At 72.7% G+C, this 26,240-nt stretch carries 26 protein-coding genes and 1 tRNA gene; 16 read left to right on the plus strand and 11 right to left on the minus strand.

The features are described 5' to 3' along the window. The first annotated feature begins 5 nt into the window (after nt 1–5). The 6 genes from KBZ10_RS01390 to KBZ10_RS01415 are packed head-to-tail and all read left to right on the plus strand — an operon-like array spanning nt 6 to nt 6,067. A complete protein-coding gene (locus KBZ10_RS01390; protein ID WP_210985578.1) occupies nt 6–248 on the plus strand; it encodes a phosphopantetheine-binding protein in 243 nt (80 codons plus the stop codon). Continuing rightward, nucleotides 241–1,290 carry a hypothetical protein gene (locus KBZ10_RS01395; protein ID WP_210985579.1) on the plus strand — a complete coding sequence of 350 codons (1,050 nt, stop codon included), beginning with the start codon at nt 241–243 and terminating at the stop codon, nt 1,288–1,290. Before KBZ10_RS01390 ends, KBZ10_RS01395 begins: the two co-directional genes overlap by 8 nt. Next, a complete protein-coding gene (locus KBZ10_RS01400) occupies nt 1,287–2,531 on the plus strand; it encodes an aspartate aminotransferase family protein (protein WP_210985580.1) in 1,245 nt (414 codons plus the stop codon). The genes KBZ10_RS01395 and KBZ10_RS01400 overlap by 4 nt, the downstream gene beginning before the upstream one ends. After that, nucleotides 2,524–3,945, plus strand: a complete 1,422-nt coding sequence (locus tag KBZ10_RS01405; protein ID WP_210985581.1) for a beta-ketoacyl synthase N-terminal-like domain-containing protein — start codon at nt 2,524–2,526, stop codon at nt 3,943–3,945. Before KBZ10_RS01400 ends, KBZ10_RS01405 begins: the two co-directional genes overlap by 8 nt. Next, nucleotides 3,942–4,757 carry a hypothetical protein gene (locus tag KBZ10_RS01410; RefSeq protein ID WP_210985582.1) on the plus strand — a complete coding sequence of 272 codons (816 nt, stop codon included), beginning with the start codon at nt 3,942–3,944 and terminating at the stop codon, nt 4,755–4,757. The genes KBZ10_RS01405 and KBZ10_RS01410 overlap by 4 nt, the downstream gene beginning before the upstream one ends. Then, nucleotides 4,754–6,067 carry a class I adenylate-forming enzyme family protein gene (locus KBZ10_RS01415; protein WP_210985583.1) on the plus strand — a complete coding sequence of 438 codons (1,314 nt, stop codon included), beginning with the start codon at nt 4,754–4,756 and terminating at the stop codon, nt 6,065–6,067. The genes KBZ10_RS01410 and KBZ10_RS01415 overlap by 4 nt, the downstream gene beginning before the upstream one ends. An 89-nt stretch (nt 6,068–6,156) precedes the next feature. On the opposite strand, the gene KBZ10_RS01420 is transcribed toward KBZ10_RS01415, so the two are convergent. Genes KBZ10_RS01420 through KBZ10_RS01445 form a run of 6 tightly spaced genes read right to left on the minus strand, consistent with a single transcriptional unit; the run spans nt 6,157 to nt 12,006 of the window. Further along, entirely contained in the window at nt 6,157–7,422 is a 1,266-nt protein-coding gene (locus KBZ10_RS01420; RefSeq protein ID WP_210985584.1) for a glycosyltransferase, read from the minus strand. Further along, complete coding sequence (locus KBZ10_RS01425) at nt 7,419–8,354, minus strand: ACP S-malonyltransferase (protein ID WP_210985585.1); 936 nt, start codon at nt 8,352–8,354, stop codon at nt 7,419–7,421. The genes KBZ10_RS01420 and KBZ10_RS01425 overlap by 4 nt, the downstream gene beginning before the upstream one ends. Beyond that, entirely contained in the window at nt 8,351–9,091 is a 741-nt protein-coding gene (locus KBZ10_RS01430; RefSeq protein WP_210985586.1) for an SDR family NAD(P)-dependent oxidoreductase, read from the minus strand. Before KBZ10_RS01430 ends, KBZ10_RS01425 begins: the two co-directional genes overlap by 4 nt. Continuing rightward, the gene (locus tag KBZ10_RS01435) at nt 9,088–10,236 is read right to left on the minus strand and encodes a hypothetical protein (protein WP_210985587.1); all 1,149 of its coding nucleotides are present in this window, start codon (nt 10,234–10,236) and stop codon (nt 9,088–9,090) included. The genes KBZ10_RS01430 and KBZ10_RS01435 overlap by 4 nt, the downstream gene beginning before the upstream one ends. Nucleotide 10,237: 1 nt before the next feature. Then, the gene (locus KBZ10_RS01440) at nt 10,238–11,041 is read right to left on the minus strand and encodes an HAD family hydrolase (protein ID WP_210985588.1); all 804 of its coding nucleotides are present in this window, start codon (nt 11,039–11,041) and stop codon (nt 10,238–10,240) included. Further along, on the minus strand, nt 11,038–12,006 hold the full coding sequence (locus KBZ10_RS01445; protein WP_210985589.1) for an NAD-dependent epimerase/dehydratase family protein: 969 nt from the start codon (nt 12,004–12,006) through the stop codon (nt 11,038–11,040). Before KBZ10_RS01445 ends, KBZ10_RS01440 begins: the two co-directional genes overlap by 4 nt. A 29-nt stretch (nt 12,007–12,035) precedes the next feature. On the opposite strand from KBZ10_RS01445, the gene KBZ10_RS01450 reads away from it, so the two are divergent. The 5 genes from KBZ10_RS01450 to KBZ10_RS01470 all read left to right on the plus strand — a co-directional run bounded on the left by KBZ10_RS01450 (nt 12,036) and on the right by KBZ10_RS01470 (nt 17,757). Continuing rightward, nucleotides 12,036–12,851, plus strand: a complete 816-nt coding sequence (locus tag KBZ10_RS01450) for an endonuclease/exonuclease/phosphatase family protein (RefSeq protein ID WP_210985590.1) — start codon at nt 12,036–12,038, stop codon at nt 12,849–12,851. Between the two features lie 241 nt (nt 12,852–13,092). Beyond that, nucleotides 13,093–13,920, plus strand: a complete 828-nt coding sequence (locus tag KBZ10_RS01455) for a hypothetical protein (protein WP_210985591.1) — start codon at nt 13,093–13,095, stop codon at nt 13,918–13,920. Next, entirely contained in the window at nt 13,917–16,289 is a 2,373-nt protein-coding gene (locus KBZ10_RS01460) for a lantibiotic dehydratase (RefSeq protein ID WP_210985592.1), read from the plus strand. Before KBZ10_RS01455 ends, KBZ10_RS01460 begins: the two co-directional genes overlap by 4 nt. Nucleotides 16,290–16,291: 2 nt before the next feature. After that, a complete protein-coding gene (locus KBZ10_RS01465; RefSeq protein WP_210985593.1) occupies nt 16,292–17,152 on the plus strand; it encodes a nucleotidyltransferase domain-containing protein in 861 nt (286 codons plus the stop codon). Beyond that, entirely contained in the window at nt 17,134–17,757 is a 624-nt protein-coding gene (locus KBZ10_RS01470) for an AAA family ATPase (protein WP_307847113.1), read from the plus strand. Before KBZ10_RS01465 ends, KBZ10_RS01470 begins: the two co-directional genes overlap by 19 nt. A gap of 82 nt (nt 17,758–17,839) precedes the next feature. Here KBZ10_RS01470 and KBZ10_RS01475 read toward each other — a convergent pair whose 3' ends face one another. The 4 genes from KBZ10_RS01475 to KBZ10_RS01490 form a co-directional block, all read right to left on the minus strand. Continuing rightward, complete coding sequence (locus KBZ10_RS01475; RefSeq protein WP_210985594.1) at nt 17,840–18,511, minus strand: 4'-phosphopantetheinyl transferase superfamily protein; 672 nt, start codon at nt 18,509–18,511, stop codon at nt 17,840–17,842. Next, nucleotides 18,508–19,287, minus strand: coding sequence for a thioesterase II family protein (locus tag KBZ10_RS01480; RefSeq protein ID WP_210985595.1), 780 nt, complete (start codon nt 19,285–19,287; stop codon nt 18,508–18,510). Before KBZ10_RS01480 ends, KBZ10_RS01475 begins: the two co-directional genes overlap by 4 nt. Nucleotides 19,288–19,344: 57 nt before the next feature. Then, complete coding sequence (locus tag KBZ10_RS01485) at nt 19,345–20,595, minus strand: helix-turn-helix domain-containing protein (protein ID WP_210985596.1); 1,251 nt, start codon at nt 20,593–20,595, stop codon at nt 19,345–19,347. Nucleotides 20,596–20,718: 123 nt separating this feature from the next. Continuing rightward, nucleotides 20,719–20,862 (minus strand): hypothetical protein, encoded by a 144-nt coding sequence (locus tag KBZ10_RS01490; protein WP_210985597.1) that lies wholly within the window; start codon nt 20,860–20,862, stop codon nt 20,719–20,721. Nucleotides 20,863–21,171: 309 nt separating this feature from the next. On the opposite strand from KBZ10_RS01490, the gene KBZ10_RS01495 reads away from it, so the two are divergent. Then, nucleotides 21,172–21,798 (plus strand): response regulator transcription factor, encoded by a 627-nt coding sequence (locus tag KBZ10_RS01495; protein WP_210985598.1) that lies wholly within the window; start codon nt 21,172–21,174, stop codon nt 21,796–21,798. A 527-nt stretch (nt 21,799–22,325) separates the two neighbouring features. Beyond that, the gene (locus tag KBZ10_RS01500; protein WP_210985599.1) at nt 22,326–22,742 is read left to right on the plus strand and encodes a hypothetical protein; all 417 of its coding nucleotides are present in this window, start codon (nt 22,326–22,328) and stop codon (nt 22,740–22,742) included. Here the strand turns inward: KBZ10_RS01500 and KBZ10_RS01505 are convergent. Continuing rightward, nucleotides 22,724–22,807 (minus strand) — tRNA-Leu (locus KBZ10_RS01505). The genes KBZ10_RS01500 and KBZ10_RS01505 overlap by 19 nt on opposite strands. Before the next feature lie 416 nt (nt 22,808–23,223). Here KBZ10_RS01505 and KBZ10_RS01510 point away from each other — a divergent pair. The 3 genes from KBZ10_RS01510 (at nt 23,224) to KBZ10_RS01520 (ending at nt 26,236) form a co-directional block, all read left to right on the plus strand. Further along, nucleotides 23,224–24,036 (plus strand): DUF3662 and FHA domain-containing protein, encoded by an 813-nt coding sequence (locus tag KBZ10_RS01510; protein WP_210985600.1) that lies wholly within the window; start codon nt 23,224–23,226, stop codon nt 24,034–24,036. Between the two features lie 10 nt (nt 24,037–24,046). After that, entirely contained in the window at nt 24,047–24,568 is a 522-nt protein-coding gene (locus tag KBZ10_RS01515) for an FHA domain-containing protein (protein ID WP_030543652.1), read from the plus strand. Nucleotides 24,569–24,706: 138 nt separating this feature from the next. Continuing rightward, on the plus strand, nt 24,707–26,236 hold the full coding sequence (locus KBZ10_RS01520; protein WP_247701606.1) for a PP2C family serine/threonine-protein phosphatase: 1,530 nt from the start codon (nt 24,707–24,709) through the stop codon (nt 26,234–26,236). The last annotated feature ends 4 nt before the right edge of the window (nt 26,237–26,240 follow it).

Raw genomic sequence — 26,240 nt, forward strand, 5'->3', positions numbered from 1 at the left:
GCCCCATGAGCGCCACCATTCTCGACCGGGTCATCGAACTGCTCGAGCAGCGCGACTCGGTCACCGAGACGGTCACCCCGGAGATCGGCCTGGCCGACCTGGGAGTGGACTCCATCGACCTCGTCTACCTGTTGACCAGCTTTGAGCGGACCGACGACGCCGAGTTCGAGGACACGGACTTCGACCTCGGCCGGTACGGGACCGTGAGCGACCTGGCGGGCACCATCGCGACCCGGATCCATGACTGACCGGGTCCAGGCCGCCCCGGCCCGGCCGGTCTTCGACCCGGAGCTGTCGCTGGGCTGGCGCACCGGCCCGCTGGACGGCCTCAGCTGCCTGCTGCGATGTGCCGAATCGGTCCTGCGGGCCGAGGGCTTCGGCCCGCTGGACGTGGCCCGTGCCCTGGCCCTGCCGCTCGACCTGAGCGGCGCCCGGCGCGCGCCGGGCCGGTTCCGGTCCGGCCGTCTGCAGTGGCGCAACGCCGTCGACGGACGCGAGCACTGGGCAGAGCTGGAGCGCCTGGTCGCGGACGGGACTCCGGTCGTCCTGATGCCCGACCGTTTCTACTGGCCCGGGGACGAGTTCGAGGGCAAGCGGCACTTCCTGGACCACATGGTGCTGGTCATCGGGCGTGCCGGGTCTCGGCTCACGGCCCTCGACACCGACGCGCCGGCCGAGGACGGCTACCTCCGGCACATCGAGATCACGCCGGAGGTGAGGCGCGGCGCCTGCCGGTTCGCCACCGTCCACTTCGACGCCCCGGGCGACACCGCGGAGTCGCTGCGCACCACGCTCCTGGAGCCGATGGCCCGCTGGACCGCCGACGACCTGGCGGCCCTGGACGGCTTCGCCGCGCGGTGGGAGCGCGAAGGCCTGAACGGGCCGATGGCCCGCGCGCTGCACGTCCTGGTCCTGGGCGAGCTGCAGCCCGCGCTGTTCCTGACCTCCCTGTCGGTCCAGGACACGGCACCGGCCGTCGCGGACGCCTCGAGATCGGCGGCCGCCGCGGCCCAGCGCCTGGGCATGGCGCTGCTGGGCGCCCACCGGTTCGCCGGCGAGCAGGCGGAGGACTCCTCGTTCTACGGGCCGGTGCTGCCCGCCTTCGACTCCGTCCGTACCGCCCTCGCCCGGCTCGTGAGCACCGCCCACGCCGAGCTGGGGCTCGTCCAGGATCCGCCGGGCCGGCCCGACGACCGGCTGTGGCACCGCGTCGAGCGGATGCGCGACTGGTGCTTCGCCGACGCAGTGGCTCCGCCCACCACCGTGACCTCCGAGGGAGACAACCGATGAGCGACACCGCTCCTCCGCTCGCGCTGAGCGGATCGAAGGACCTGCTGGCCCGGGCCGCCCGGGTCGACGCCACGCTGGCGTACTCCGGCTACGTCCTGCAGCGCGACCGGCTCGTGGACGGCGAGTACCCCGTCTTCGCCGAGCGCGCCGCCGGCGCGTACGTGTGGGACGTCGACGGCAACGAGTACCTCGACTTCATCCTGGCCTACGGCACGATCATCCTCGGCCACGCCGACCCGGTGGTCTCCGAGGCCGTCGGCAAGGAGATCCGGGAGGGGTTCGCCGTCACCCTGCGCAAGCGGGTGCAGGTCGAGCTCGCCGAGCTGCTCACCTCCGTCATACCGGGCGCCGAGAGGGTGTTCCTGCTCAAGAGCGGGTCGGACGCGACCAGCGCGGCGGTCCGGGTCAGCCGGGCGCACACCGGTCGGCAACGGGTGATCCGGTGGGGCTACAACGGCTGGCACGACTGGTGCGCCAACCGTCCGGGCGGGGTCCCGGAAGAGGCGCAGCAGGTGGTCAGCACCTTCACCTACAACGACCTGGACAGCCTGAGGGCGGAGTTCGAAGCCCACCCGGGCGAGATCGCCTGCCTCCTGATGATGCCGTTCGAGGTGGAACCGCCGGCCGAGGGCTTCCTGCAGGCGGCCGCCGACCTCGCGCACGAGCATGGGGCGCTGTTCGTCCTGGACGAGATGCGCTCCGGCTTCCGGATGAGCCTGGGCGGCGCACAGGAGAAGTACGGCGTCGCGGCCGATCTCGTGACCTTCAGCAAGGCCATGGCGAACGGCTACCCGATCTCCGCGCTGGTCGGTACCGAGCGGGTCATGCGCGCCGTCGGCGAGGTGCACATCGGCTCCACCTTCCATGTCAACGGCGCCGAGATGGCCGCGGCCGTCGCCACCATCACCCGGCTGCGCGACACGACCGTCCTCAAGCACGTGGAAGTCCTCGGCGAGCAGTTCCAGGAGGGGCTGCGCGCCCAGGTCGCGGCTTCCGTGCTCGACGCGGAGGTGGTGGGCGTGCCGCAGATGCCGTTCCTGCGCTTCACCCACCCCGACGACGGTCTGCGCGCCCGCATCCAGGACGCCTTCTACACGGAGACCGTGCGCCGCGGCGTACTGCTCCACCCCAACCACCACTGGTACGTGTGCGGGGCCATGACCGAGGAGGACATCAGGAAGGCCCTCGACGCCACGGCGGCCGGATTCCGGGCGGCAGAGGCCGCCGTGCGCCATGGCTGACGCCACGGCACTGGTCCGGGCGGCGCTGGCCACCCGGACCGTGCCAGCGGACGTGGACGGGCTCACCGACGAGGAGCCGCTGAAGAGCCTGGGACTGGACTCGGTGGCGCTGATCGCGCTCACCGCCGAACTCCAGCAGGAGACCGGCGTGGCGATCGACGACGAGGTGCTCTTCGCCCCGGGCGTCTCCGTCGCCGCGCTCGCGCGGGCCATCGCCGAAGCGGTCGGCCCGGGCACCGGCGAGGAGGCCTCCAGCGCGTGCGCCCCGGTCCCGGACGGGACGGCGGCGGTCGAGGTCGCCGGACTCGGCGTCGTCGGCCCCACCGGCCACGGTGCCGGTGAGCTGTGGCAGTCGCTGCTGGCGGGCCGCGCGCACCGGGTGCCGGTGCCCTACGGGCCGGCGGGCAGACACCAGGTCGGGGTGGTCCCCGGCTCGTGGGACGAGGAGATCACCTCGCCGGACCGGCTGTTCACCCTGCTGTACGCCGCCGCCGAAGAAGCCCTCGGCGACGCCCAGGTCCAGGACCGCACCCGGGTCCACCTGGTGGTCGGCACCACCGACACCGGGGGCAACGCACTGGCCAAGGCCCTGGAAGCGGGGCCGCCGCCCACGGGCTCGGCCTTCGTGGGCACTCTCGCCCGCCGGGCCGCGGCCGCCCTCGGACTCGGCGGCTCGGCCACCGTCATCGGCAGCGCCTCGGCCTCCGGTGCGGTGGCGCTGGGACACGCGTGGGACCTGTTGCGCGCCGGCGAGGCCGACGAGGTGCTGGTGATCGGTGTCGACACCGTCTCCGAGTCGGGCTTCCACGGCCTGGCCGCCCTGCGCACGCTCAGCCCGCACGGCTGCCGTCCCTTCAGCTCCGAACGGCGCGGCATCGCCGTCTCGGAGGCGGCCGCCGCCCTGCTCCTGCGCCGGACCGGTACGGGCGCGGGCCGCCCGGTACACGGCCGGCTGGTGGGTTACGGAGCGTCGAGCCTGACCACGCATCTGGCCGCCCCCGAGGCACACGGCATCGAGGTGGCCGTGCGCCGGGCGATCGCCGACGCCGGCATCGACGCCGCACAGGTGTCGTTCGTCAACCTGCACGGCCCCGGCACCAAGCTCGGTGACGTGGCCGAGGTCGAGGCCCTGCGCGCCGTCTTCGGGGACCGGCTGCCCCGACTGCCCCTGAACAGCTCCAAGGGCGTGCTGTGGCACTGCCAGGGGGCCGCCGGGATCATCGAGTCACAGGTCTGCCTGCTGTCGCTGGCCCACGGCACGCTCACTCCGACGACCGGCGCGGAGCCCGTCGACGACCTGTTCGCCGACCTCGACGTCGTCCGCGAACCGCGCGAGTTCCCGGCCCGGTACGCGCTGTCCGTCTCCTGCGGTCTGGGCGGCGTCAACACTGCACTCGTATGGGAGCGAGCATGACCGTCATCAGCCCGGTGCGCACCGCCCGCATCGCCGGGAGCGCCACCGCCGGATTCGACCTCACCCCGCACTGGCGCGAGCGCAGCCGGGGCCGGGCGGGCTGGGAGCACGCCCCGGCCCTGACCAGGGAACTGTCCGGTCTCTTCACCGCCACGATCGCGCGCGCCGTGGAGCGCGCCGGCGGCCTCGCGGACCCCGCCGAGACCGAGATCGCGGCAGCCACCTGGTACGGCACCTCGCACGTGGCCGAGATGATGCACGAGCAGCTGCGCGAGGCGGGCCCCAAGTGGCTCGATCCCGAGCAGTTCCTCTTCTACTCGCCGCACTCGCTGGTATCTGGCGCCGCACTGGCGCTGGGGATCGGCGGGGCGGGATCCACGCTCATGGGCCCGGACGCGGAATTCCAGGCGCTGACCCACGCGATGCGGCGGATCCGCACCGGCCGTACCGCGGAGGTGATCGTCGCGGAGTACGAGGCGCTGACCCCGTTCGCCGCCGTGACGTGCGTCGACGGTCCGGAACTGCCGGACGGCGAGACCCTGCCGAAGGGCCGGGCCACCGCGCTGGTGCTCCGCCCTGGCGGCCCGGCCCCCTCCGGCCGGGAGGAGACCGCGGAACGGGCGCGCGCGTTCGGCGACGTCCACCGCGGCGTGGACGCGGCCGAGGTGGAACGGCTGGCCCGCCGGCACGCCGCCGCCGTCCTGCACGCGGCGCCGGGACTCCTGCGGACCCTCGCCGGGGCGGACGGGCCCGCCCTCGTGGTCTCCCGCCCCGGCGGAGACGGACGCCACGACGCGGTGGTGGTGCTGTGAACTCCGCCGCCGAGCTGACCGCGCGGGTCGAAGACGTGGCCGCCACCGCCCCCGGCCGCCCGGCAGTGGTGTCGGCGGGGACCTCCCTCACCTACGCCGAACTGGCCCGGCGCGCCCGGCAGCAGGCGGAGCGGTGGCGGGCGGAAGGCGGCTCCGGCCGTCGGGACCTGGTGGCCGACGACCCGGTGGCGGTGGCCGTGGCCCTCGTGGCCTCCGCCACCTGCGGTACGGGTCTGCTGCTGCTCGACGCGGAGGGTCGCCCCGCGGAGCACGAGCGGGCCCGCGCCCTCTTCCGGGGCGCGCCGCCGACCGCCACGCCCGGCCTCGGGCTGACCACGTCCGGGGTGGACGGGCCGCCCAAGTGCGTCGAGCGCCCCTGGGCGGCGGTGGCGGCCAACTCCGCCGCCTTCGCCGCCGCCCTGGGCCTGCGCCGGGGCGAGACCGTTCTGTGCACCACGCCGCCGCACCACAGCTATGCCGTGTGCGGCGGCATCGTCACGGCCCTGACGGCCGGGGCCACCTACGTGGGCGTGCCCCGGCGCACCGGCCCCCGGGCGCTCGCGGCGGCCGTGGACACCCACCGGGTGGACGTCCTGCTCTCCGTACCACTGCTCTACCAGTGGTACGCGGCCGGGCTGCCGGCGCACCACGTCCCGCGCCTGTGCGTGTCGGCGGGGTCTCCGCTCACCCCCGACCACCGGTCGGCGTGGGAGCGCGGCGTCGGCTGGCGGCTCGTCGAGCACTTCGGTACGTCCGAGTACGGGATGCTCACCGTCGGCACCGCGGACCGCCCGGGCTCGGTCGGACCGGCGGTGGACGGCGTTCGCGTCTCCGTGGAGTCGGCCCGGCACGGCGTCGCCGACGGCGGCGAGGTCGTCGTGACGGTGCCCGGTGCCCCCGCCCGGCTCCTCCACGCCGACGGGCGGGCCGAGATCCTGGACGGTCCGCGCCGCACCGGCGACCTGGGCGCCGTGGACGCGGACGGGCACCTCTCCCTGCTCGGCCGGGTGGGCGGCGTCCTCAACGTCGCCGGGAACAAGGTCTCCGCCACCGAGGTGGAGACCGCGGCACGCGCTCATCCGGCCGTCCGCGAGTGCGCGCTGGTCGGTGACTCCTCGGTGCCGGGCGCCACACGCCTGTGCCTGTTCGTGGAGGTCGACGGGGTGCTCAACCGCCAGGCACTGCACCGACACCTGGCGGCCGCGCTGGCGCCCTACAAGATCCCGCAGGCGGTGTACGAGATGGAGGCGCTGCCACGCAGCGCGGCCGGCAAGGTGCTCCGCTCGGAACTGCTGGGCCTGGTGCTCTGAGCCCGGGGCGGGCAGCGGTACACGCACGAGAGCGGGTGACCCGGTCGGGGTCACCCGCTCTCGTCGCGCCGCCCCCGCGGGGCGGGACGTCAGCGCAGGACGGAGGCGAAGACCTCCGACAGGTCACCGGCGGCCCTGTCCCGGGCCAGGGCCTCCCGGGCGTACCCGGCCCGCTCCGCGAATCCGCCGTCGCCCAGCACCTCGTCCACGGTGCGGGCGATCTCCACGGCCGGGACGACCGGGTCGGAGGTGCGGCCCCCGTGCCGGTTGACGTAGGTGAGGGTGCCGTCCACGGGGTCGACCTCCGTGGTGCGGGCCACCAGTCCGGCGCCGTGCCGCTCGACGAAATACCGGCCGTTCGCCTCCTGCTCGGACATGAACGGCAGCACGACCTGCGGCCTGCCCTGTTCGAGGGAGGCCAGAACGGTGGAGTAGCCGCCGTGGCTGAGGACGAGGTCGGCCCAGCCGATCGGTCCGGTGATCCCGGTGAACCCGCCGACCTGGACGTTGCGGTGTTCCCGCACCCAGTCGGAGGCGGCGAAGCCCGCCGACAGAAAGACGGTGAAGTCCGGCCGGTCCAGGGCCTTCAGCACCTCGCGCAACGCCCGCTCGGTGACCATGCCGCCGCTGCCGATGGTGACGTAGACGTGGTGGGTTCCCGCCTTGCGCTCCGGCTGGAACGGCGGGCCCGGCGGGTCCCAGTAGAGCGGGCCCACGAAGACGGCCTCGCTCCGGCCGTCGGGCGCGATGGGCGCCGGCTCCACCTCCGGCGAGCTCGGCACGACCGTCCGGTCGCCCCACAGCAGGTCCCGTACATGGCGGACGGGGGCGAGGCCGTGTTCGGAGGCGAGTTCGCCGATGGCCTCGATCGCATCCGGGTGCGGCAGCAGCTTCTTCGGATCGGCGGTGTTCCACGGCATCCAGGGGTGCGGGGTGTCGTAGAGGAAGTCCGTGTCGGCGAGCGAGACGACCGGCAGGCCGCGCAGGCGGGCGGCGAGGACCGCGGTGGGCTGCATGTCGGTGACGACGATGTGCGGACGGTAGGCGTCGATGGCGGCGAGGTCGCGGGCCAGGTGATCGGCCAGGACGCTCTTGCGGTAGTAACGGGCGGTGGCCGCGAAGACGCGCTCGACGTCGGTGAACGGGAGGAACGCCGGAACCTTCTGCGGCGGGCCGCCGGGCGACGGCGTGCCCACCACCGAATAGCCGGCCTCGGCCACCATCCGGGTCACCGCCGAGGGCCCGAAGGCGCAGGAGAAGCGCTCGTCGAGACGGTCGGCGGCGGCCAGTCCGCGGCCGGTGTACCCGGCGCCGCCGCCGGCGGACCAGGGGAAGAACAGCGTACGGATCGTCATGTCAGCAGAGCCTCCGGCCCTTGGGTCTTGTCGTTGGCGAGGACCTCGCCGCCGGGCAGATCGCGGCGCAGCACCTTGCCGAGGGTCCGGCCGGGGCCGACGTCGAGCAGACGGCGCACCCCCGCCGCGCACAGCGCTCGGACGCCGTCCCACCACAGGACCGGCCGGGTCATGTGGACGAGCAGGTCCGCCCTGATCTCGGCGGGGTCGAGGGTCAGGGCGCCCGTGGTGTTCAGCGCCACGGGCACGGTGGGCCCGGCCAGGCGCAGCCGGCCGATCTCCTGAGCGAACTCCTCTTCGGCCTCGGCCATCAGGGCGGAGTGGGCGGCGATTCCGATGGCCAGCGGCACCACCCGTTCCGCGCCCGCGCGCCCGGCCTCCTCCAGCACCCGCGCCAGCGCGTCCCGCTCACCGGAGACGACGATCTGGTCGGGCCCGTTGACGGCGGCGACGGCGACGGCGCCCCCGGGGCGGTCCGCGACGATCTGCCGGACCCGGTCGAGGCCGAGGCCGATCACGGAGGCCATCGCGCCCGGGTACCGGTGAGCGGCCGTGGACATGATCTCGCCGCGCCGGTGCACCAGGTCGAGGGCGGTGTCGGCGTCGAGCACGTCCGCCGCGACCAGAGCGGTGAAGTGGCCCAGGCTGTGCCCGGCCACGGCCGCCGGAGCGAGGTCGGTGCCCCGTTCGGCGAGGAACGCGCGCAGCGCGAACAGGCCCGCCAGCGACGCGGTCAGCACACAGGGCTGGGTCCAGTCGGTGCGGGCCTGGTCCTCACGGGAGGTGCCGAAGCACAGGGTGCGCAGCGGCAGTCCCGTGCGTTCGCCGGCCCGGTCGAACAGCTCCCGGACCTCTTCGTGCTTCTCGTACCACCGCTGGGCCATGCCGGGGAACTGCGCCCCCTGGCCCGGGAACAGCAACGCGTACGTCACAGGCTCATCCCTCCGTCGACGGCCAGGACCTGGCCGGTCAGGTACGAGGCTCGGTCGGAGCAGAGGAAGGCGACCGCCGCCGCCACCTCCTGCGGCGTACCGGCCCGCCGCATCGGGGTCTGGGCGAGGATCGCCTCTCGCGCCCGGTCGCCACCCGCCGCGCTCATCTCGGACGGGACGTAGCCCGGGGCCACCGCGTTGGCGGTGACCCCGAAGCGCGCGGCCTCGCGGGCGATGGTCTTGGTCAGTCCGATCAGGCCCGCCTTGGACGAGGCGTACGCCGCCTGGAACGGCCAGCCGGTGAGCCCGGCGACGGAGGTGGTGAACACGATCCGGCCCCGGCCGCGCCGCGTCATCTCCGGCAGCGTGCCGCGGGCCAGCAGCATCGCGGCGGTCAGGTTCACCGCGAGCGTGCGTTCCCAGTCCTCCAGGCGGATGCGGTGCGCGGCCCCGGGCCGCAGCACGGCCGCGTTGCTGACCAGGACGTCCGGCAGGCCGGTGGTCTCCTCGAGGGTGCGCAGGAGGCCGGTGACGGCCTCGGGGTCGCCCAGGTCGGCACGGACCGTCTCGACCCGGGCGACCCCGGGCCGCAGTTCGCGCCCCAGTGCCTCGGCCGCCTCCCGGTCGCGGTGGCAGTGCAGCACGAGGGTGGTGCCGGGGCCGCTCAGCGCGGCGGCGACGGCGCGGCCGATCGCGCCGGTGGCCCCGGTCACCAGTACCGTTCTCGTGGTCGTCACGGCGCGAGGTCGGCCGATCGGTCCAGGACGGTCAGCCACTGGCGCATCAGATGGGCCATCTGGTGCACGAATCCGCGCAGTTCCTGGTTCCACACCGGACCGGTCATGGTCTCCACCGCGTCCTGCAGCTGGTGCGAGAGCGAGCGGTAGGCCTCGTGGTAGGTGGTGCCATCGAGCTTGGCGCCCTGCAGCCAAGCCAGCACGTCGTCCAGGACGGCGATGGCCGGAAGCTCCTGCTGGAGGTCGCGCAGCAGGTTGTGGTCGTTGCGCTCGTGCACGGCCAGCGGGGTGCCGAAGCGGACGGCGTGGCCGAGGTGCTTGGCACAGGCCTGCACGAAGTACCCGCTGAAGATGTCCGCGTAGCGGTCGATCACCTGGCCGGTGGCGCGGTAGCCCATCCGCGGGAAGTAGTACGCGGGGACGGCGTCGCGGTGGACGGCGGTGTTCTGGGAGTTGACGGGCGCCCAGGTGCCGGGGGCGAGGACCGCCTCCGGCCCGGTGAGCGCGCGGACCTCGGGGCCCACCGCGATCCGGGTGATCGCGTCGACGTCGGGGTCGCCGAGCCACAGGCCGGCGTTGACGCGTACGTCGGCGAGCCCGGTGGTCACGGTGGCCCGGTCCGGGACGCGGTGCCGGTAGGGGTAGCCGCGGGGGTAGACCCGCATCGGGGACACGTCGAGCAGCTCGCAGGGGTTCCACCAGCCGGACTCCCCCTCGACCGTGCGGTACGGGCGCTCGCCGGCGACGACCTTCAGGTGCTCGGAGAAGAAGTCCTCGCCGTGGGGGAAGTTGTCGTCGTCCACGGAGATCAGCAGGTCCGCTCCCGCCGCCCAGGACAGCAGGTAGCCGATGTTGCGGCGGTTGTCGGAGTCGTACGGGACCAGCGTGGGCGCGCCGAGCCGGGCAAGCAGCGCGTCCTGCTCCGCCACGGTGGGGCTCAGGACGTCCAGGCCCTCCGCGCGGGCCCGCTCACAAACGTCGAAGAAGGCCCGGGGGGTCTTGCGGTCCGGGACGACGACGAGCCGGATGCGCTCGTCGCCGCCGTGCCGGGCGATCAGGCCCCGGTAGGCGTCGAAGAAGGCCGCGCTGTCGCCGATCGTGGTCATCACGATGTCGATGTGGCGGGGCCGGTCAGCGGTGGTCATGTCAGGTCCTTGCGTGGGAGAGGGGGAGGTGTGCCTCGGAGCGGCCGACCGCTCCGGGGCCGGACAGGCGGATCACGCTGTCCAGAGCGCCACCGCCGTCGAGACCGGGCAGGACGTCCTCGGCCCCGGCCGCCAGGAGTTCCCGGGCGGTGGCGGCACCGGTGGTGACGGCCAGGCAGCTGAGGCCGGCCGCATGGGCGGCGGTGACGTCGCGGACGGTGTCCCCGACGAGCACGCCCGCAGGTACCGAACCGGGCGGGGTCAGGCTCGCCGCTCCGGCACGTGCCACGTCCTCGCGTTCGGTCGCGGTGTCGCCGAAACCGCCGTCGTCGAGCAGACCGGACAGGCCGGCCGCGCGCAGCTTCCACGCGGCGACCGCACGGGCGTTGCCGGTGCTGGCGCCGAGGGCGAAACCGGCCTCGGCCAAGGCCCGGAGGAGCTCGCGGGCGCCCGGGAGCAGATCACCGGCCGCGCTGCCCGCCCCGGGCAGCGGGGACCGTTCGAGCCGCCCGACCATGTCCGCGACGACCTCGGGCAGTCGCTCGGCGATCTCGTCCTCGATGGCTCCGGCGAGCCGCAGGGCGGTCCGCACGGTTCCCGCGTCGGTGAAGCCGGCCAGGTTCACGCCCCGGTAGAAGAGCTCGGCACCGCGGTACGCGAAGGCGTCCTGGCGGCCCGTCGCGTGGGCGATGGCGGCGGCCATCGCGTCCATGTGCATGCGCTGCAGGGCGGAGCCGGGGCGGATCAGGGTGCCGTCCAGGTCGAACAGGGCGATCCGCCGGACCCTCTGGGCGGTCGTCGTCACGCGGCACCCCGGGCGGCGAGCTCTTCTGCGATCCACCGGTAGGTCTCCAGCAGGCCCTTCTCCAGCGAGACCGCCGGCTCCCAGCCCAGGACCCGGCGCAGCTCCGTGTTGTCGGAGTTGCGGCCGCGGACCCCCTGGGGGCCGTCGACGTGCTCGATGCCGAGGTCGTCGCGGCCGGCGGCCGCGAACACCAGGCGGGCCAGTTCGTCGATGGTGACGAGGCGGTCGGATCCGATGTTCAGCGGCTCGCGGTGGTCACTGCGCATGAGCCGGTAGGTGCCCTCGACACAGTCGTCCACGTAGCAGAAGGAGCGCGTCTGGCTGCCGTCGCCCCAGACCTCGACCGCGCCGCCGGCCGGGGCGAGCGCGACCTTGCGGCACATCGCCGCCGGAGCCTTCTCCCGGCCGCCGTCGTACGTCCCCTCGGGGCCGTAGATGTTGTGGTAGCGGGCGACGCGGACCTCCATGCCGTACTGCTCGTGGTAGTAGCGGCACAGCAGCTCCGCCATCAGCTTCTCCCAGCCGTAGGAGTCCTGCGGATTGGCCGGGAAGGCGTCGGCTTCGCGCAGCGCCGTGGCGTCCGGGGTGTCCTGGATGTGCTCGGGGTAGATGCAGGCGGAGGAGGCCAGGAAGTAGCGGCCGACCCCGGCCTGCTGCGCGGCGCGGATGGTGTTGAGGTTGATGAGTGCGTTGTTGTGCAGGATCGTCGCGGGGTCCCGGGAGATGAAGCCCATGCCGCCCATGTCGGCGGCGAGGGCGTAGACCTCGTCGATCCCCTCGCAGGCGGCGGTGGCGACCGCCGGGTCGCGGAGGTCGCCGACGAGGAACTCGTCGGCGTCTGTCTCACCGAATTCGGGCCGCTTCTGGTCGACGCCGCGCACCCACCAGCCCTGTCGGCGCAGATAGGTCACGAGGTGGCTGCCGATGAAACCGCCGGCACCCGTGACGAGAGCTCGCTGGGACATGGGGTTTTCCCTTCGTTAAGGTGTGGATCATGGGGTTGGGCAACGGGTTCCGCGTGGCGACGTACAACATCTGGGGCACCGGTCTGCCCGCTCGGTACTGGCGTGAGCGGGGTGTGCTGCGCGGTGTCGTCGAGGGGTCGCCCGTGCTCGGCCTGCTGGACGAGCCGCAGGTCTGGGAGCGGCGGCGCGAGGGCCTGCACCGCGAGCTGGCCGCCGTCTCCCCGGACCTCGTGGCACTCCAGGAGGTGCTCTCCTCGCCCGGCGCGGCCGAGAGCCGCGCCCACGAGCTGGCACGTCGGCTCGGCCACCGGGAGGTCGTGCTCTCCGGAGCGGACGGGACGATGGGCTCCCTCGCGGTCCTCAGCCGCAGACCCGTGCTGAGCCGGGCCGAACTACCGCTGCGGTCGATGACGGGCGCCTTCGGCGGCCACTCCACGGTCCTGGAGGTCGTGCTGGACGTCGTGCGGTTGTGGGTGGTGCACGTGCCGGTCGGACCGGAAGAGGTGCGGGCGGCCGTGATCGGCGAGATCGGCCGGCTCGCCGCCGCGGCCCCGGCGGACCGGCCGCTGCTGCTCTGCGGGGACTTCAACTGCCCTTCCGACGGGGCGCCGATGAAGGGGCTGCTGGCCGACGGCGTGCTGGCCGACTCCTGGATCGAGGCCGGCGGCGCGCCGGACGCGCTCACCATGCCGATGCCCGGTCCGACCTGGCGGCTGGACTATCTGCTGTACCGGCCGGCCGACGGGCTCGTGCCCCGGCCCGGGCCCCGGCTGCTGGGCGACTCGCCGGACGCGGACGGCCTCCACCCCTCTGACCACTGCGGGGTGGCGGTGGGTTTCGCATGACGTGTCCGTCAAGGGGAACGCGCCTTTCACTGGAGGGCAACGGCGCCCCGGCTTGCCGGGGGTAGCGGCACATTAGGCAGCCCCCGACCAGGCAAAACAGGCGCTGGCCACTTCATGCCACCCGACGGCCGGGGCGGACCCGGCAAGTTCTTGCCAGATCCTCGGCGCCGACCGCGGTCCGACCGCACCATGCTCTGACGCCGGAATCACCGACATCCGGCATTCGCGCATGAGGTGACCGATGACTTGGAGCAACTGGCGCCGTCTGGGGCCGGCGGAGGGCGGCACCACGGTGCTCGCAGTCGACTTCGGGCCGGGACGGGCAACCGCCGGGTTCGGCGAGCTGGCGCCCCGCCTCACCGGGGACTGGACGCTGTGGGAGCCCCGCACGTTCACGACCGGCTCCGCCGGAGACGGCGACCCGCAGGAGCTGGTGCGGGAGTGGGCCTCGTACGCCGCGGCACAGGGGACGGGGGTGGCGGCCGTGATCGGCTACTGCTCGGGGTCCGCCCTGGCCTGCGCTCTGGCCGATGCCCTCCAGGAACGGGGGATGCCGCGGCCGCTGCTGGTCATGTTCGACCCGGACGCCGCGGACGCCGGACTGATCCACGACTACTACACGACCGCCCTGCGTTCCTTCGAGGGCTTCCTGCCGGACGCCGAGCTGGAGCGGGCCCGCGACCTCGGTGACCACACGCTCTCGGCGGCCGCGGGCGCAGGACCGGACGGACTCACCGCGCTCGCCCGCGTGCTCGGCGCCGAATACGAGCGGGTGGCGGCGGCGGCCTGCCTGGCCGCCGGCATGAAGCCGGAGTACGGACGGCAGCTGAGCGAGCGACTCGACACCTTCCTCGGCTACCTGGCCACCACCGGCCGGGTCGAGGACTCCGTACCGGCGCGGGCGGCCGCCCGCGGACCCGTGGAGGTGATCGTGTCGCGGCAGCAGACGGTTCCCGCCCGGTTCGGCGCCGCCACTCGCGCCTTCGACGTGACCCGCGCCGCGCTGCTGGACGACCAGGCCGTGGCCGACACGGTGACAGCCCTGCTGGAACGGGAGGCCGTGCGATGACGGGGCACGACGACCGGAGCCCGGACGACCACCTCGTACCGCTGGGCACGACGGGCTGGCAGCTGTGGCACGACGTCGTCCTGCGCAGCGCGGGGTTCCCCGCCGACCGGGTGCTCGCGCTGACCGATCCCGCGCTCGCCGCCGCGGCCGACCTCCGCAACGCCGCCGGCACCAAGCCCGGCGCACACGCGCACGAGGCCTACCTGGCCGCGTTCGACGAGGCTGCCGGGCGGCTCTCCGCCGCCGTCCGGGCCACCGCGCGGGAGCCGCTCTTCCGGGAGGCCGTGACCTGGCAGAACCGCAAGCTGGTGACGGACTGCCTGAACAAGGCGGCGGCCGGCGAACCGCGCAACGTCCGCGGCCGCAACCACGAGATGGCCATCACCAGTTACGTCCAGCGGTACTCCCTGAAGAACGACACCATCGGATTCTTCGGGCCGGTGGGCTGGGGCGAGTGGAAGCCGTCCGCCGCGATCGGCCTGGAAGTCCGCCATGGTCCCGGCCTGCTCGCCCGCCGAACGGTCTACTTCGAGTCCTGGGCGATCGACTCCGTGGCGCGGACCCTGTCCGAGGACCCGCGGATGCCGCCCTGGCTGGCACCGCGCACGGTGCCCTCCAACCGGCTCGACGGCCAGCTGTTGCACCGTCCCGGCAGGCCCCCGCTGGGCCTGACCGAGGAGGAGGCCGAGGTCGTCGGCCTGTGCGACGGCGTACGCACCGCCCGGGAGATCGCCCAGGAACTGCTCTGGTCGGGCCTGCCGGGCCTGGAGTCGGAGCCGGAGGTGTTCGCCGTCCTGGACTCCCTGCGCGACCGCGGACTGCTGGTGATCGACCTGGTGGGCCCGATCGAGGCGTTCCCCGAGCAGACCCTGGCCAAGAAGCTGGAGCTCGTCGGTGACCTGGAGCTGCGCACCGACGCCCTGACGACCTTGAAGCGGCTGACCGACGCGCGCGACGCGATCGCCGACGCCGCCGGGGACGGCGAAGCGCTCGCCGCCGCGATGGACGAGCTCAACGCCGCCTTCGAGGAGATCACCGGCGGTTCCTCCGTCCGCCGCGCCGGCGCCACGTACGCCGGACGAACCCTGGTGTACGAGGACACCGTCCGCGACGTGCGCGCCGCTCTCGGCGGACCGCTGCTGGACGAACTCGCACCGCCGCTGGGCCTGATGCTGGACAGCGCCCGCTGGCTGGTGAACCGGATCGCCGACGGCTACGGCTCTCTGTTCGCAGGGTTCCACGACCGCTGGTCCGAACGCACTGGGGACCCGGCCATGCCCCTGCACAACATGGTCAGCATGGCCACGCCCCACCTGTTCTTCTCCATCCGGCAGTTGCCGGGACCGGTGAAGTCCGCCATCGCGGACTTCCAGGAGCGCTGGGCACGGATCCTCCGGATCCCGAACGGCGCACGCCGCCATCAGGTGACCGCGGCGGAGATCGCCGACCGGGTCCGCAACGAGTTCCCGGCCGCTCCGGTGCCCTGGGCCACAGCCGTGCACCACGCCCCCGACCTGATGATCGCCGCCGCCGACGCCGAGGCGGTGGCACGCGGGGAGTACCAGTGGGTGCTGGGCGAACTGCACACCGCCTTCAACTCGTTGGAGAGCCGGCTCTTCGTCGAACAGCACGACGTGCCCGCCTCGCTCCTCGCGGCCGACAGCGCCGACCACGGCTCCCGGCGCATCTACCTCGTCCCGCCGAAGGACTGGCCGGCGGTCACCTCACGACTGGCTCCGCCCTCGACGCTGCTCGCCCCCGCCTACACATACTGGTCGCTGCGGGACGGTGCGGTGCAGGCGCCCGGAAGGATGCTGGCACTGGCCGACCTCTTCGTCCACCGGGATGAGGGCCGACTGGTCGTACGGTCCCGGAGCGAGACGTTCAGCGCCGACCTGATGGAGATGATGGGCGAGCTCCTCTCAGCGGCTTCGGTGAACGCCTTCAAGCCGCTGGCCTCCGCACCGCACCGGCCCCGGGTCTCCGTCGGCAAGATGGTGGTCGCGCGCGAGTCCTGGTCGTTCAAGGCCGCCGACCTCTCCTGGGCCACCGTCAAGTCGGAGCCCGAACGGTTCCGGGCCGCACGGGCCTGGCGTGCCGAGCAGGGGCTGCCGGAACGCGTCTTCTACAAGTCCCCGGCCGAGGACAAACCGGCGTTCGCCGACTTCAGGTCGATCGCTCTGGTCAACATGCTCGCCAAGATCATCCGCAAGACGGCGGAGGACCCCGAAGCCGGCATCGGACTCACCGAGATGTTGCCCGATCTCGAGGAGGCCTGGCTCCAGGACCGTACCGGAGCCAGGTTCACAGCGGAATTGCGTACCGTGGCCGTCGACACCCACGGCCGCCTGTCACGACAGGAGAACTGACAATGCCCATTGCGCCCGAACTGCCCGAGCCGGCTTCCACCCTCGGCCGCATCAGGGACAGGCTGGCCGCGCTGCCCGGCGTCACGGGCATCGCCCTCGGCGGCTCCCGGGCCCGCGGAGTGGCCCGCCCGGACTCGGACATCGACATCGGCCTCTACTACGACCCCGCCACGCGGCCCGACTTCGAGCTGGTCCTGGCCGCCGCCGCGGACCTGGACGACCACGGTGAGCCGGCCGGGCACGGCTCGTACGGCGAGTGGGGGCCGTGGATCAACGGCGGCGTGTGGCTGGTCGTGGACGGAATCAAGACCGACATCCTGCTACGCGACCAGGCCCGCGTGGAGAAGGTGGTCCGGGACGCCGCCCAGGGCATCGTCACCACCGCCTATCAGCCGGGACATCCCCACGGCTTCGTGTCGACGATCTACGCGGGCGAGGTCTGCCACAACCTGCCCCTCCATGACCCGCAGGGCCGGCTCGCCGACCTGCGCGCGCTCGTTTCGCCGTACCCGGAATCCCTCCTGGAAGCGACGGTGAACCAGTTCGGCTGGGAGGCCGGCTTCTCCCTGCACAACGCCCACTCCCCGGCCCGCCGCGGCGACCTGGTCCAGGTCACCGGTCTGCTGTACCGGGCCGTGGTCTGTATGAACCAAGTGGTCTTCGCCCACAACGGCCGCTTCGTCCTGAACGAGAAGGGCGCCTTGGCCGAGGCCGCGGAGATGCCCCGTGTCCCCCGCGACTACCGGGCCCGTGTCGAAGCGGCGCTGACCGGCCTCTCCACCGAACCGCGCGTACTGCAGGCGGCCGTCGACGGCCTGGCAGAGGTCCACGACGAATTGGCGTCGTGGACGAAGGACGTGTGAGCGGCCCCCCGGCCGGTTCCGCCGCCGGCGGGGCCCCGCCGGTCTGGCTGGTCACCGGCATCCCCGGCGCGGGCAAGAGCACCGTGGCCCGCGCACTCGCCGAGACGGCCCCCCTCGGCGTGCACATTGAGGGCGACCGGCTGCAGCGGCTGATCGTCAGCGGGGCCGTACCGCCCCGCCCGGAGCACGACGAGGAGGCGGAGCGACAGATCGAGCTGAACATCCGGCACCAGTGTCTGCTGGCCGCCTCCTTCCGGGAGGCGGGCTTCGAGGTCGTCGTCGACTACGTGGTCACTTCGACGGCCCGGCTCGATCTGTACCGGTCGCTGCTTCCGGCCGTCCCTCTGCGGCTGGTGGTGCTGGCGCCCGGCTCCGCCGTCGCCCTGCACCGGGACGCGGCACGCGGCAAGCAGGTCCTGGGCGACTGGCTGCACCTGGAGGAGGAGATGCGCGGGGAGCTGGGGGGCTCCGGCCTGTGGCTGGACAACAGGGCGCTCTCCGTGGACGAGACCGTGACCCGCATCCTCGGCCGCGCTCGCGAAGCATCCCTGAAGGAGCACGTCCCCCGGCCGGACGCCGTCCCACCGCTTACGACGCTGTCGTGATCGGGGCCGGGGCCGCAGCGGCGGCCCCGGCCCCTCCTGCGTGGTCGTGGGGAGGGCGGCGGCACGGCGGCGAACGGCCCGGTCACCGTCCTCGACGGGAGGCCGGCAGCACGACCGACGTGATCAGCAGGCCGTCGGCGTGCATCCAGCGCCCGTCGAAACCGGTCAGGGACCGCCCTCGGTGGAGCGGTCCCTCGACCAGGAGCCGTACGCGGAACCCGCCGTCTTCGGTGAAGTCGATCTGGGCGTCGTGAAAACCGAGCCAGCGACGGGCGAGCGGGTGCCAGGTCTTGTAAACCGACTCCTTCGCGCTGAACATCAGCCGGTCCCAGTGGATCTCTGGACTGCGGCGGGTCAGGGCGCGCAGCGCCGCTTGCTCGGCCGGGAGGAGGACGAACTCGCGGATGTGCGCCTCCACCGGCTGGTTGGGCTCGGCGTCGATGCCGAGGGAGGCGACCGCGTCGAGGGGGGCGACGGCAGCGGCGCGGTAACCGTCGCAGTGCGTGATGCTCCCGGCGACACCGACGGGCCAGCGCGGTCCGCCCCTCTCCGCGGACAGCAACGGGGCGTCGGGGTGGCCGATCTCGCGCAGCGCCAGCCTGGCGCAGTGCCGGCCCGCGGCGTACTCGCGGCGGCGCTTGGCGACGGCACGGGCGATGGCCGCCTCCTCCTCCGGAAAGAGGAACGCCTCCGGCTCCTCGTCGCGCGTGGTGTCCGCGCAGGCCACCGACCGGGGCAGGATCCGCTCGATCACGCGGCGACGGCCCGCAGTACGCCGGTCAGGTCGGCGGTGATCTGCCGGGCCACCTCCTGGCGGCGTGGGCGCAGGTAGAAGTGGTCGCCGGGGTGGAGGTGCAGACCGGTCAGACGGGGCAGGCGGTCGGCCAGTGCGACCAGCGCGTCGCGGGGCAGCAGGGCGTCCTCCTCCCCTCCGAAGAGCGACTGGGGCAGGTCCTCCAGCGGCGCGTAGCAGGCGGGATCACAGCCGTCGATGAGCTGAAAGTCGTTTCGTATCACCGGGGAGAACAGCCGCCACAGGGTAGGGCTCTCCAGGATCTCCGCGGGGGTTCCGCCCACGGCGCCGAGCAGGGAGCGCAGTTCCTCGTCGCCCAGCAGATGACGGCCGGGCCCGCCGGGGAGCACCTCGTCCGCGGCCCACGCGGACAGTCCGAGCCAACAGGGGCCGGTGCCGCCGGCGGCCCGTAGCCGCCGTGCCAGTTCGGTCGCCACGAGTCCGCCCATGCTGTGTCCGAAGAAGGCATACGGAGCCTGCAGATAGGGCTCCATCTGCTGCCGGAAATGCCGGACCAGGGCGTGGAGGTCACCGGCGTGCGTGCTCCGGCCGCCGCCGACACCCCGGCCGGGCGCCTCCATGAGGACGACGTCCCAGTCAGCCGGAAAGAGACCGTTCCAGTCCCGGAAGAACAGGTGGGAACCGCCTGCGTGGTGGAAGAGGAACAGCCGTCCGGCCGGGTCGTCGACCGGCCACGGGCGGTTCACCGTGGTGAACGGTTGTGCGGGCGGGGCCATGCTGTGGGGATTCCCTTCTGTGGGGGGGGGCGAACGCGCTTCTCGTCCGGGAATCGCTCAGCGGTGGCCCTTGCCCTCGGCGAGTTTCAGGGCTTCGGCAAGCGCGCGCCACACCTCGGCCTGCAGTTCGACGCTGCCGGTCTCCTGCGCCTCCTTGGCGATGCGTTCCATGCCGGCCACGGCGTCCGCCCGGTTGCCCTCGATGATGGCCAGCTGGTTGTCGAGGATTCCCAGCCGTACGCGCTCCCGCATGCCGAGGCCTTCGCCCCGCTCGGCGAGTTCGTTGCTGATCTCCCGCGCTTCGATGAAGTCGCCTTCGTGAAAGGCGAGTTGGGCCTCCAGGACGAGCAACTCGTACTGAAGGAGCGGCAGTCCCATGACGTCCGTCACCGACCCCGCCTCCTTCAGGCGCAGTCGCGCCTGAAGGGTGTCCCGCGGATCCATCTGGAGGTACATCGACGCGGCGGCGAGCCGGACCCGCATCCACAGCACCGGATCATCGTTGCTCGACATCCGGTCGAGCGCCTTCTTCATCGTCTCGTCGGCCGCAGGGCGGTCGCCGTGCCGCACGCAGACGGTGGCGGCCGTCCACAGCGCCTCCACCTGAAGCCGTACCGGGATCTCGTCGTTGAGCGTGTCGACCAGGCGGTCGGCACGCTCGCGCGCCTGCACGAGCTGCCCGTTCTCGGCGTCGAGCGAGATGAGGGTCATCAGCGCCTCCACCCGGTCGCGGCGCGGCAGGTCCTCCTGCTCGGCCAGCACCAGGGCCTCGCTCGCATGGTCGCGGGCGCGGGCGAGGTCGCCCGAGTCGCGCAGCATGCGGGCGAGCCTGATCCGGGACCGGGCCCGGAGGTCCGGCAGGTCGATCTCGTCGCTGAGCTCGGTCAGCTCGTGGACCTGCCGGAGCCCCTCGGCCGCCCTGCCCTGCATCTGGTAGCAGCGGGCCAGCAGCCACTGGGCCTGCCAGCGCAGGACGGCGTCGCCGTCCTGCTCCTGCAGAAGGGCGTTCTCCAGGACCGCGGCCAGCTGAGGAGACTCGCCCACTGTGGTGACCGTGGCGAGCGCCCGTGCCAGTGGGCCGCCCGCGGAGACGCGGAAAGCCGAGGGCGTCACGTCCAGCCGGGTGCAGAGGTAGGACAGTACCCTCGGCGTCGGAGGCCGCGCTCCGGACTCCAGCCTGGAGAGATAGGCGGCCGAGATCTCCGAACCGGCGAGCTGCGCCTGCGAGAGACCGCGGGCCACGCGAAGTGCTCGGAGACGGCGCCCGAACATCGGCTGCTCCGGGACGCGGTCGGGGCGACTAGACATGACGACCAGGCTGCCGGGCGCGCGACACTTTTGTCAATTCGGTCCACCTTCTGTCAATTTTCAGTCACTTCGACTTGCCTAATCGCATACGCCGAGGAAGTCGACACCAACTGGGCAGCACCGTCACGGCCAGTCGATCTGACCGGCGCAGGTGGACTGCAGCACGTCGACGGCAGCTACCGCGACGCCGCCACCGTCACCGCCGGGACCGCCCTGCGCCGCGTATCCGAGCACGGCGGCGAAGAGCGCGCCCACGACCGCCATCATCTTGAAAACCTGGAAATTTATGGATTTTCCTCCCCTTTTGCTTAACCAGCCACCAGCTTGCGGCGCAGCATCGCGCACGCCCCTCGGATGTCGCGGAGTCGTCCTCGCGACGCCCCTTCCCCCCGGCGGCAGGCTCCACCCAACCACAGCTTCTCGACCTTGCCAAGCGTTGTCAATTGATTGACAGTCATGGCAATTGATCTTTAAGGTCCCTGGCAGCGGCGGCGCTGTCCGACTCCTGAGGGGGGAGCCCGGGGCTTCCGCGCGGCCGAAGCACGAGCCATACGCATGGGGGTATGTGAAATGAGGATGAACTTCGCCGGGCCGTCGCAGATCCGCCGCGCCATCCAGGGCGCGCGCCAAGAGGTGCTGCTGTCGCTTCCCGGGCACGAACCGGCCCGCCAGGAGCAGCTCGAACAGCAGGTGGACACCGCGGCGGCACGCAGCATCACCGGCGACTCCGATGTCGCGGTGAGGATGTACGTGCCGTCGGCGGTACGCGGTACGGACCGGCTGCCGGAGCACACCCTGGCGACGCTGGCGATGGAAGGCCTGGAGATCCACTCGACCTCGGGCCGCAACCCGCGCATGGCGATCATCGATCGGTCGATCGTCATCCTCGCCTGCAACCAGGCCGACTACGACGACGGGGCGCTGATAGGCCACGGCCTGCCCTTCACCCCCATCCTGGTCCGCTCGCTCACCTCGGACCTGCCGGAGGACGACACCGTCCTCCCGGACGCGGGAGCCCTCAACCCGATCTCCCGCGAGGTACTCCGCCAGCTGACCCTGGGCACCAAGGACGAGGCCGCCGCCCGCGAAATGGGCATGGCTCTGCGCACGTACCGTCGAACGGTCGCCCGGATCATGGACTCCCTCGACGCCCGCAGCCGCTTCCAGGCCGGTTACGTGGCGGCGCAGCGCAACTTGCTCTGAGCCCCTGCGACGCATGCTGGAACACGGCCCGACGAAGATCTGATTCGGGTACCGCCTACTGCGGGGGGGGCCGGCGCGGCATTGGCGGTGCCGGGCCAGCACCGGACGTTCAGCACTCCCCGCAGCGCCTCGCCCTACGGGCGGAAGCCGGTGACTCGGTTCCGAGGATCGGACGTGGCCTCCCCCGCTGCCGCAGGTGTAGGCCGTCGGGCGTTGGGTGAGCCACGTCTGCGGTGCTCCAGATGGCATCCCTTGAAGTGGTGTAGCCGCTCACGGCCGGTGCACCCCCGGCGTACACCGGCTCCGACCCCTCCCGCCCCTACCCGAAGCCGGAGCAGGCCCAGCTGTACGCCGCCGCCCGCGCCCAGCCCACGGACGAACTCCGCTACGGTTCCCTGACCCTGCTCGCCCTCGGTCTCGGCTGCGGCCTGGACTCACCCGAGATCATCACGCTGCGTACCCACGACGTCCGCGAAGCGTCCAACGGCACGGTCGCCCTCTCGGTCCGAGGACGACGAAAGCGGATCGTGCTGTGCCGCAACGCCTGGGCCCCGGTCCTCACGGAGGCCACCGCCCGGGCATCCCGTCCGAGCCAGGCCCGCTACCTCTTCCGCCCCGCGAGCCATGCCCGGGGCACGAACACCGTCACCAACTTCCTCGCCCGCACCAAGCGCACCCCCGGCACACCGCCGCTGGTGATGGGCCGGGCCCGTGCGACCTGGCTCGTCGACGCCGTCGAGGCCCGCATGTACCTGCCCACGCTGATGGCCGCCGCCGGCCTGACCACCCTGCGCTCGGTCGACCGGATCCTGCCCAACCCCACACCCCGCCTGACCTGCAGGGAAAAGCGAAACGGTCGGCATCGTGATGACGATGCCGACCGTTTCGTCGGTGTTACAAAGACACCTTCGTCGGTGTCCATGCGTGCGCGAGGGGGGAGTTGAACCCCCACGCCCTTTCGGGCACTGGAACCTGAATCCAGCGCGTCTGCCTATTCCGCCACCCGCGCATGGGTGCTGCCGAATGATCCTCTCACATCTCCCAGTCCCTCTCGGGGCGGTGGTGTGTGAGCGCCTTCCGACATCCAGAAGATTAGCACGCCGGGCAGGGTGAGTTCACACGCGTTCCGCCGCCCCCGCGCGACCCGGCGCCGGTCCCGCGCCGTCCGCGTCCCGCCGCCCGTCCGTCCGCTCTCTCCCCATCCGTCCTGCGATCTTCTGCCGGGCGCCGGGTTTCCCGGCCCCGGCCGCCCGAGCACGCCGCAGGTTGCGGGACACTGTAGGTGGCCGCCTCTACGATCCTGTGAGCGGCGACACTGACGGGCAGGGGCGGGATGTGGAACCAGTCGTGTTTGCGGCTCGTGGATACGATCAGTAGGCAGTACCAGCGGCGCGTTGCGGCACGGGTCAGGGAAGGAGGTGCCCAGTGGGAGTACTGAAGCGCTTCGAGCAGCGTCTCGAAGGTCTTGTGAACGGCACCTTCGCCAAGGTGTTCAAGTCCGAGGTGCAGCCGGTCGAGATCGCCGGCGCGCTCCAGCGCGAGTGCGACAACAACGCGACCATCTGGAACCGCGAGCGGACGGTCGTACCCAACGACTTCATCGTCGAACTGAGCGCGCCGGACTTCGAGCGCCTCAGCCCGTACTCCGGCCAACTGGGCGACGAGCTCTCCGGCATGGTCCGCGACTACGCCAAGCAGCAGCGCTACACCTTCATGGGCTCCGTCCAGGTCCACCTGGAGCGGGCCGAGGACCTCGACACCGGCCTGTACCGGGTCCGCAGCCGCACCCTCGCCTCCAGCGAGTCCCAGGCCCCCGCCGGCCGCCGCCCCGCCGCCGCACCGCACCCCGGCGGCTATCCGGCGCAGCCCGGCGGCCCGCCGCCGATGCCCACGTCACCACCGCCCGGCCCGGCGCCGGTGTCGCGGCTGCCCGGAGCGGGCCCGCTGCCCGGCGCGCAGACCCGCCGCTGGATCGAGATCAACGGCGTCCGCCACCAGATCTCCCGCCCGACGCTCGTTCTCGGCCGCAGCACCGAGACCGACGTCCGCATCGACGACCCCGGAGTCTCCCGCCGGCACTGCGAGATCCGCACGGGTACGCCCACGGTGATCCAGGATCTCGGGTCGACCAACGGCATCGTGGTGGACGGGCAGCACACCACCCGCGCTACGCTCCGCGACGGCTCGCGAATCGTCGTGGGCAGTACCACCATCGTTTACCGGCAAGCCGAAGGGTGAAGCGGGGGCAATGTCAGAGCTGACCCTGACGGTCATGCGGCTGGGTTTTCTCGCCGTACTGTGGCTGTTCGTCATCGTGGCCGTACAGGTCATCCGCAGCGATCTGTTCGGCACCCGCGTGACGCAGCGCGCCGCGCGCCGCGGCGCCGAGCCCGGCCGCGCGGCCCCGGCGGGCCGTCCGCCGCAGCCCCCGCGCCAGCAGACCGGCGGTCGCGGCGCGGGCCGGCAGCGGCGCGGCGCCCCCACCAAACTCGTCGTCACCGAGGGCACGTTGACGGGCACCACCGTCGCGCTGCAGGGGCAGACCATCAGCCTCGGCCGGGCACACGACTCGACGATCGTGCTCGACGACGACTACGCCTCCAGCCGGCACGCCAGGATCTACCCTGACCGGGACGGCCAGTGGATCGTCGAGGACCTCGGCTCCACCAACGGCACCTACCTCGACCGGAACCGACTCACCGCACCGACACCGATTCCGCCGGGTGCGCCGATCCGCATCGGCAAGACCGTCATCGAGCTGCGGAAGTAGTAAGACAATGAGCGAGCGGAGCGAGCGCGCCCCGGCGGATTCCGCCGCCGGGACCGTCCCGGCTGGGGACTCCCGCGCGCTCCCGAGCGGAGGGTGGGCACCGTGCGGATGTACCCGGAGCCGACAGGCGAGGTGCGCATGAGTCTGTCACTGCGCTTCGCCGCCGGATCGCACAAAGGCATGATCCGCGAGGGCAACGAGGACTCCGGTTACGCCGGCCCCCGTCTCCTCGCCATCGCCGACGGCATGGGCGGCCAGGCGGCGGGCGAGGTCGCCAGCTCCGAGGTGATCTCCACCCTCGTCCAGCTCGACGACGACGTTCCCGGCTCGGACCTCCTCACCTCCCTCGGCACCGCCGTGCAGCGCGCCAACGACCAGTTGCGCGTGATGGTCGAGGAGGACCCGCAGCTGGAGGGCATGGGCACCACCCTCACCGCCCTGCTGTGGACGGGCCGCCGCCTCGGCCTCGTCCACGTCGGCGACTCCCGCGCCTACCTCCTCCGCGACGGCGTGCTCACTCAGATCACCCAGGACCACACCTGGGTCCAGCGGCTGGTGGACGAGGGCCGGATCACCGAGGAGGAGGCCACCACCCACCCGCAGCGCTCCCTGCTGATGCGCGCTCTGGGCAGCGGCGACCACGTCGAGCCGGACCTCTCCATCCGCGAGGTCCGGGCCGGCGACCGCTACCTCATCTGCTCCGACGGGCTCTCCGGTGTCGTCAGCCACCAGACGCTGGAGGACACCCTCGCCGGCTACCAGGGCCCGCACGAGACCGTGCAGGAGCTCATCCAGCTCGCGCTGCGCGGCGGCGGCCCCGACAACATCACCTGCATCGTGGCCGACGTCCTCGACGTGGACGGCACCGACACCCTCTCCGGCCGGCTCAACGACACCCCCGTGGTGGTCGGCGCCGTCGCCGAGAACCAGGCGCAGCTCGGCGACAACGGTGCGATGCAGACCCCCGCGGGCCGCGCGGCCGGTCTCGGCCGGGGCGTTCCCCAGCAGGGCCAGAACCCGGACTCCGCGGCCCGGGGCGGCTTCGGCCCGCCCGGCAGCGGCGACCCGGTGGGCGACCCGCCCGGCGACGGCTCCTACGGTGCCTACGCCGGCGGCGACCTGAGCAAGCCCCGGCGCGGCAGGTGGCTCAAGAGATCCCTGGGACTCGTCCTGGTGCTGGGAGTCGTCGGCGGCGGCGTCTACGGCGGATACCGCTGGACCCAGACCCAGTACTACGTGGGCACCGAGGGCGAGCACGTCGCGCTCTACCAGGGCATCAGCCAGGACCTCGCCTGGATCAGCCTCAACAAGGTCCACGAGGACCACCCGGAGATCGAACTCAAGTACCTCCCCGTCTACCAGCGCAACCAGGTCGAGCAGACCATCGCGGTGGCGAGCCTCGCCCAGGCCCGCGACAAGGTGGGGGACCTCGGCAAGCAGGCCACCGCCTGCCGCAAGCAGGCCGAGCAGCGGGCCGCCGCCGAGGAGCAGGCCGCCAAGGAGAAGGAAGCCGAGGAACGGCAGCGCGAGGCCGGCGCCCCCGGCGGAACGGCCGACCGCGACAGCCAGAACAACGACGCCAGCAGGGCCGCCACTCCTTCGCCCGGCCCCAGCCTTTCGGAGGAAGAGCAACGGCTGGCCAAGCAGTGCGACAGCACGCAGCCGTAGGGGG

Source organism: Streptomyces sp. F63 (genome assembly GCF_018070345.1).
GTDB lineage: Bacteria > Actinomycetota > Actinomycetes > Streptomycetales > Streptomycetaceae > Streptomyces.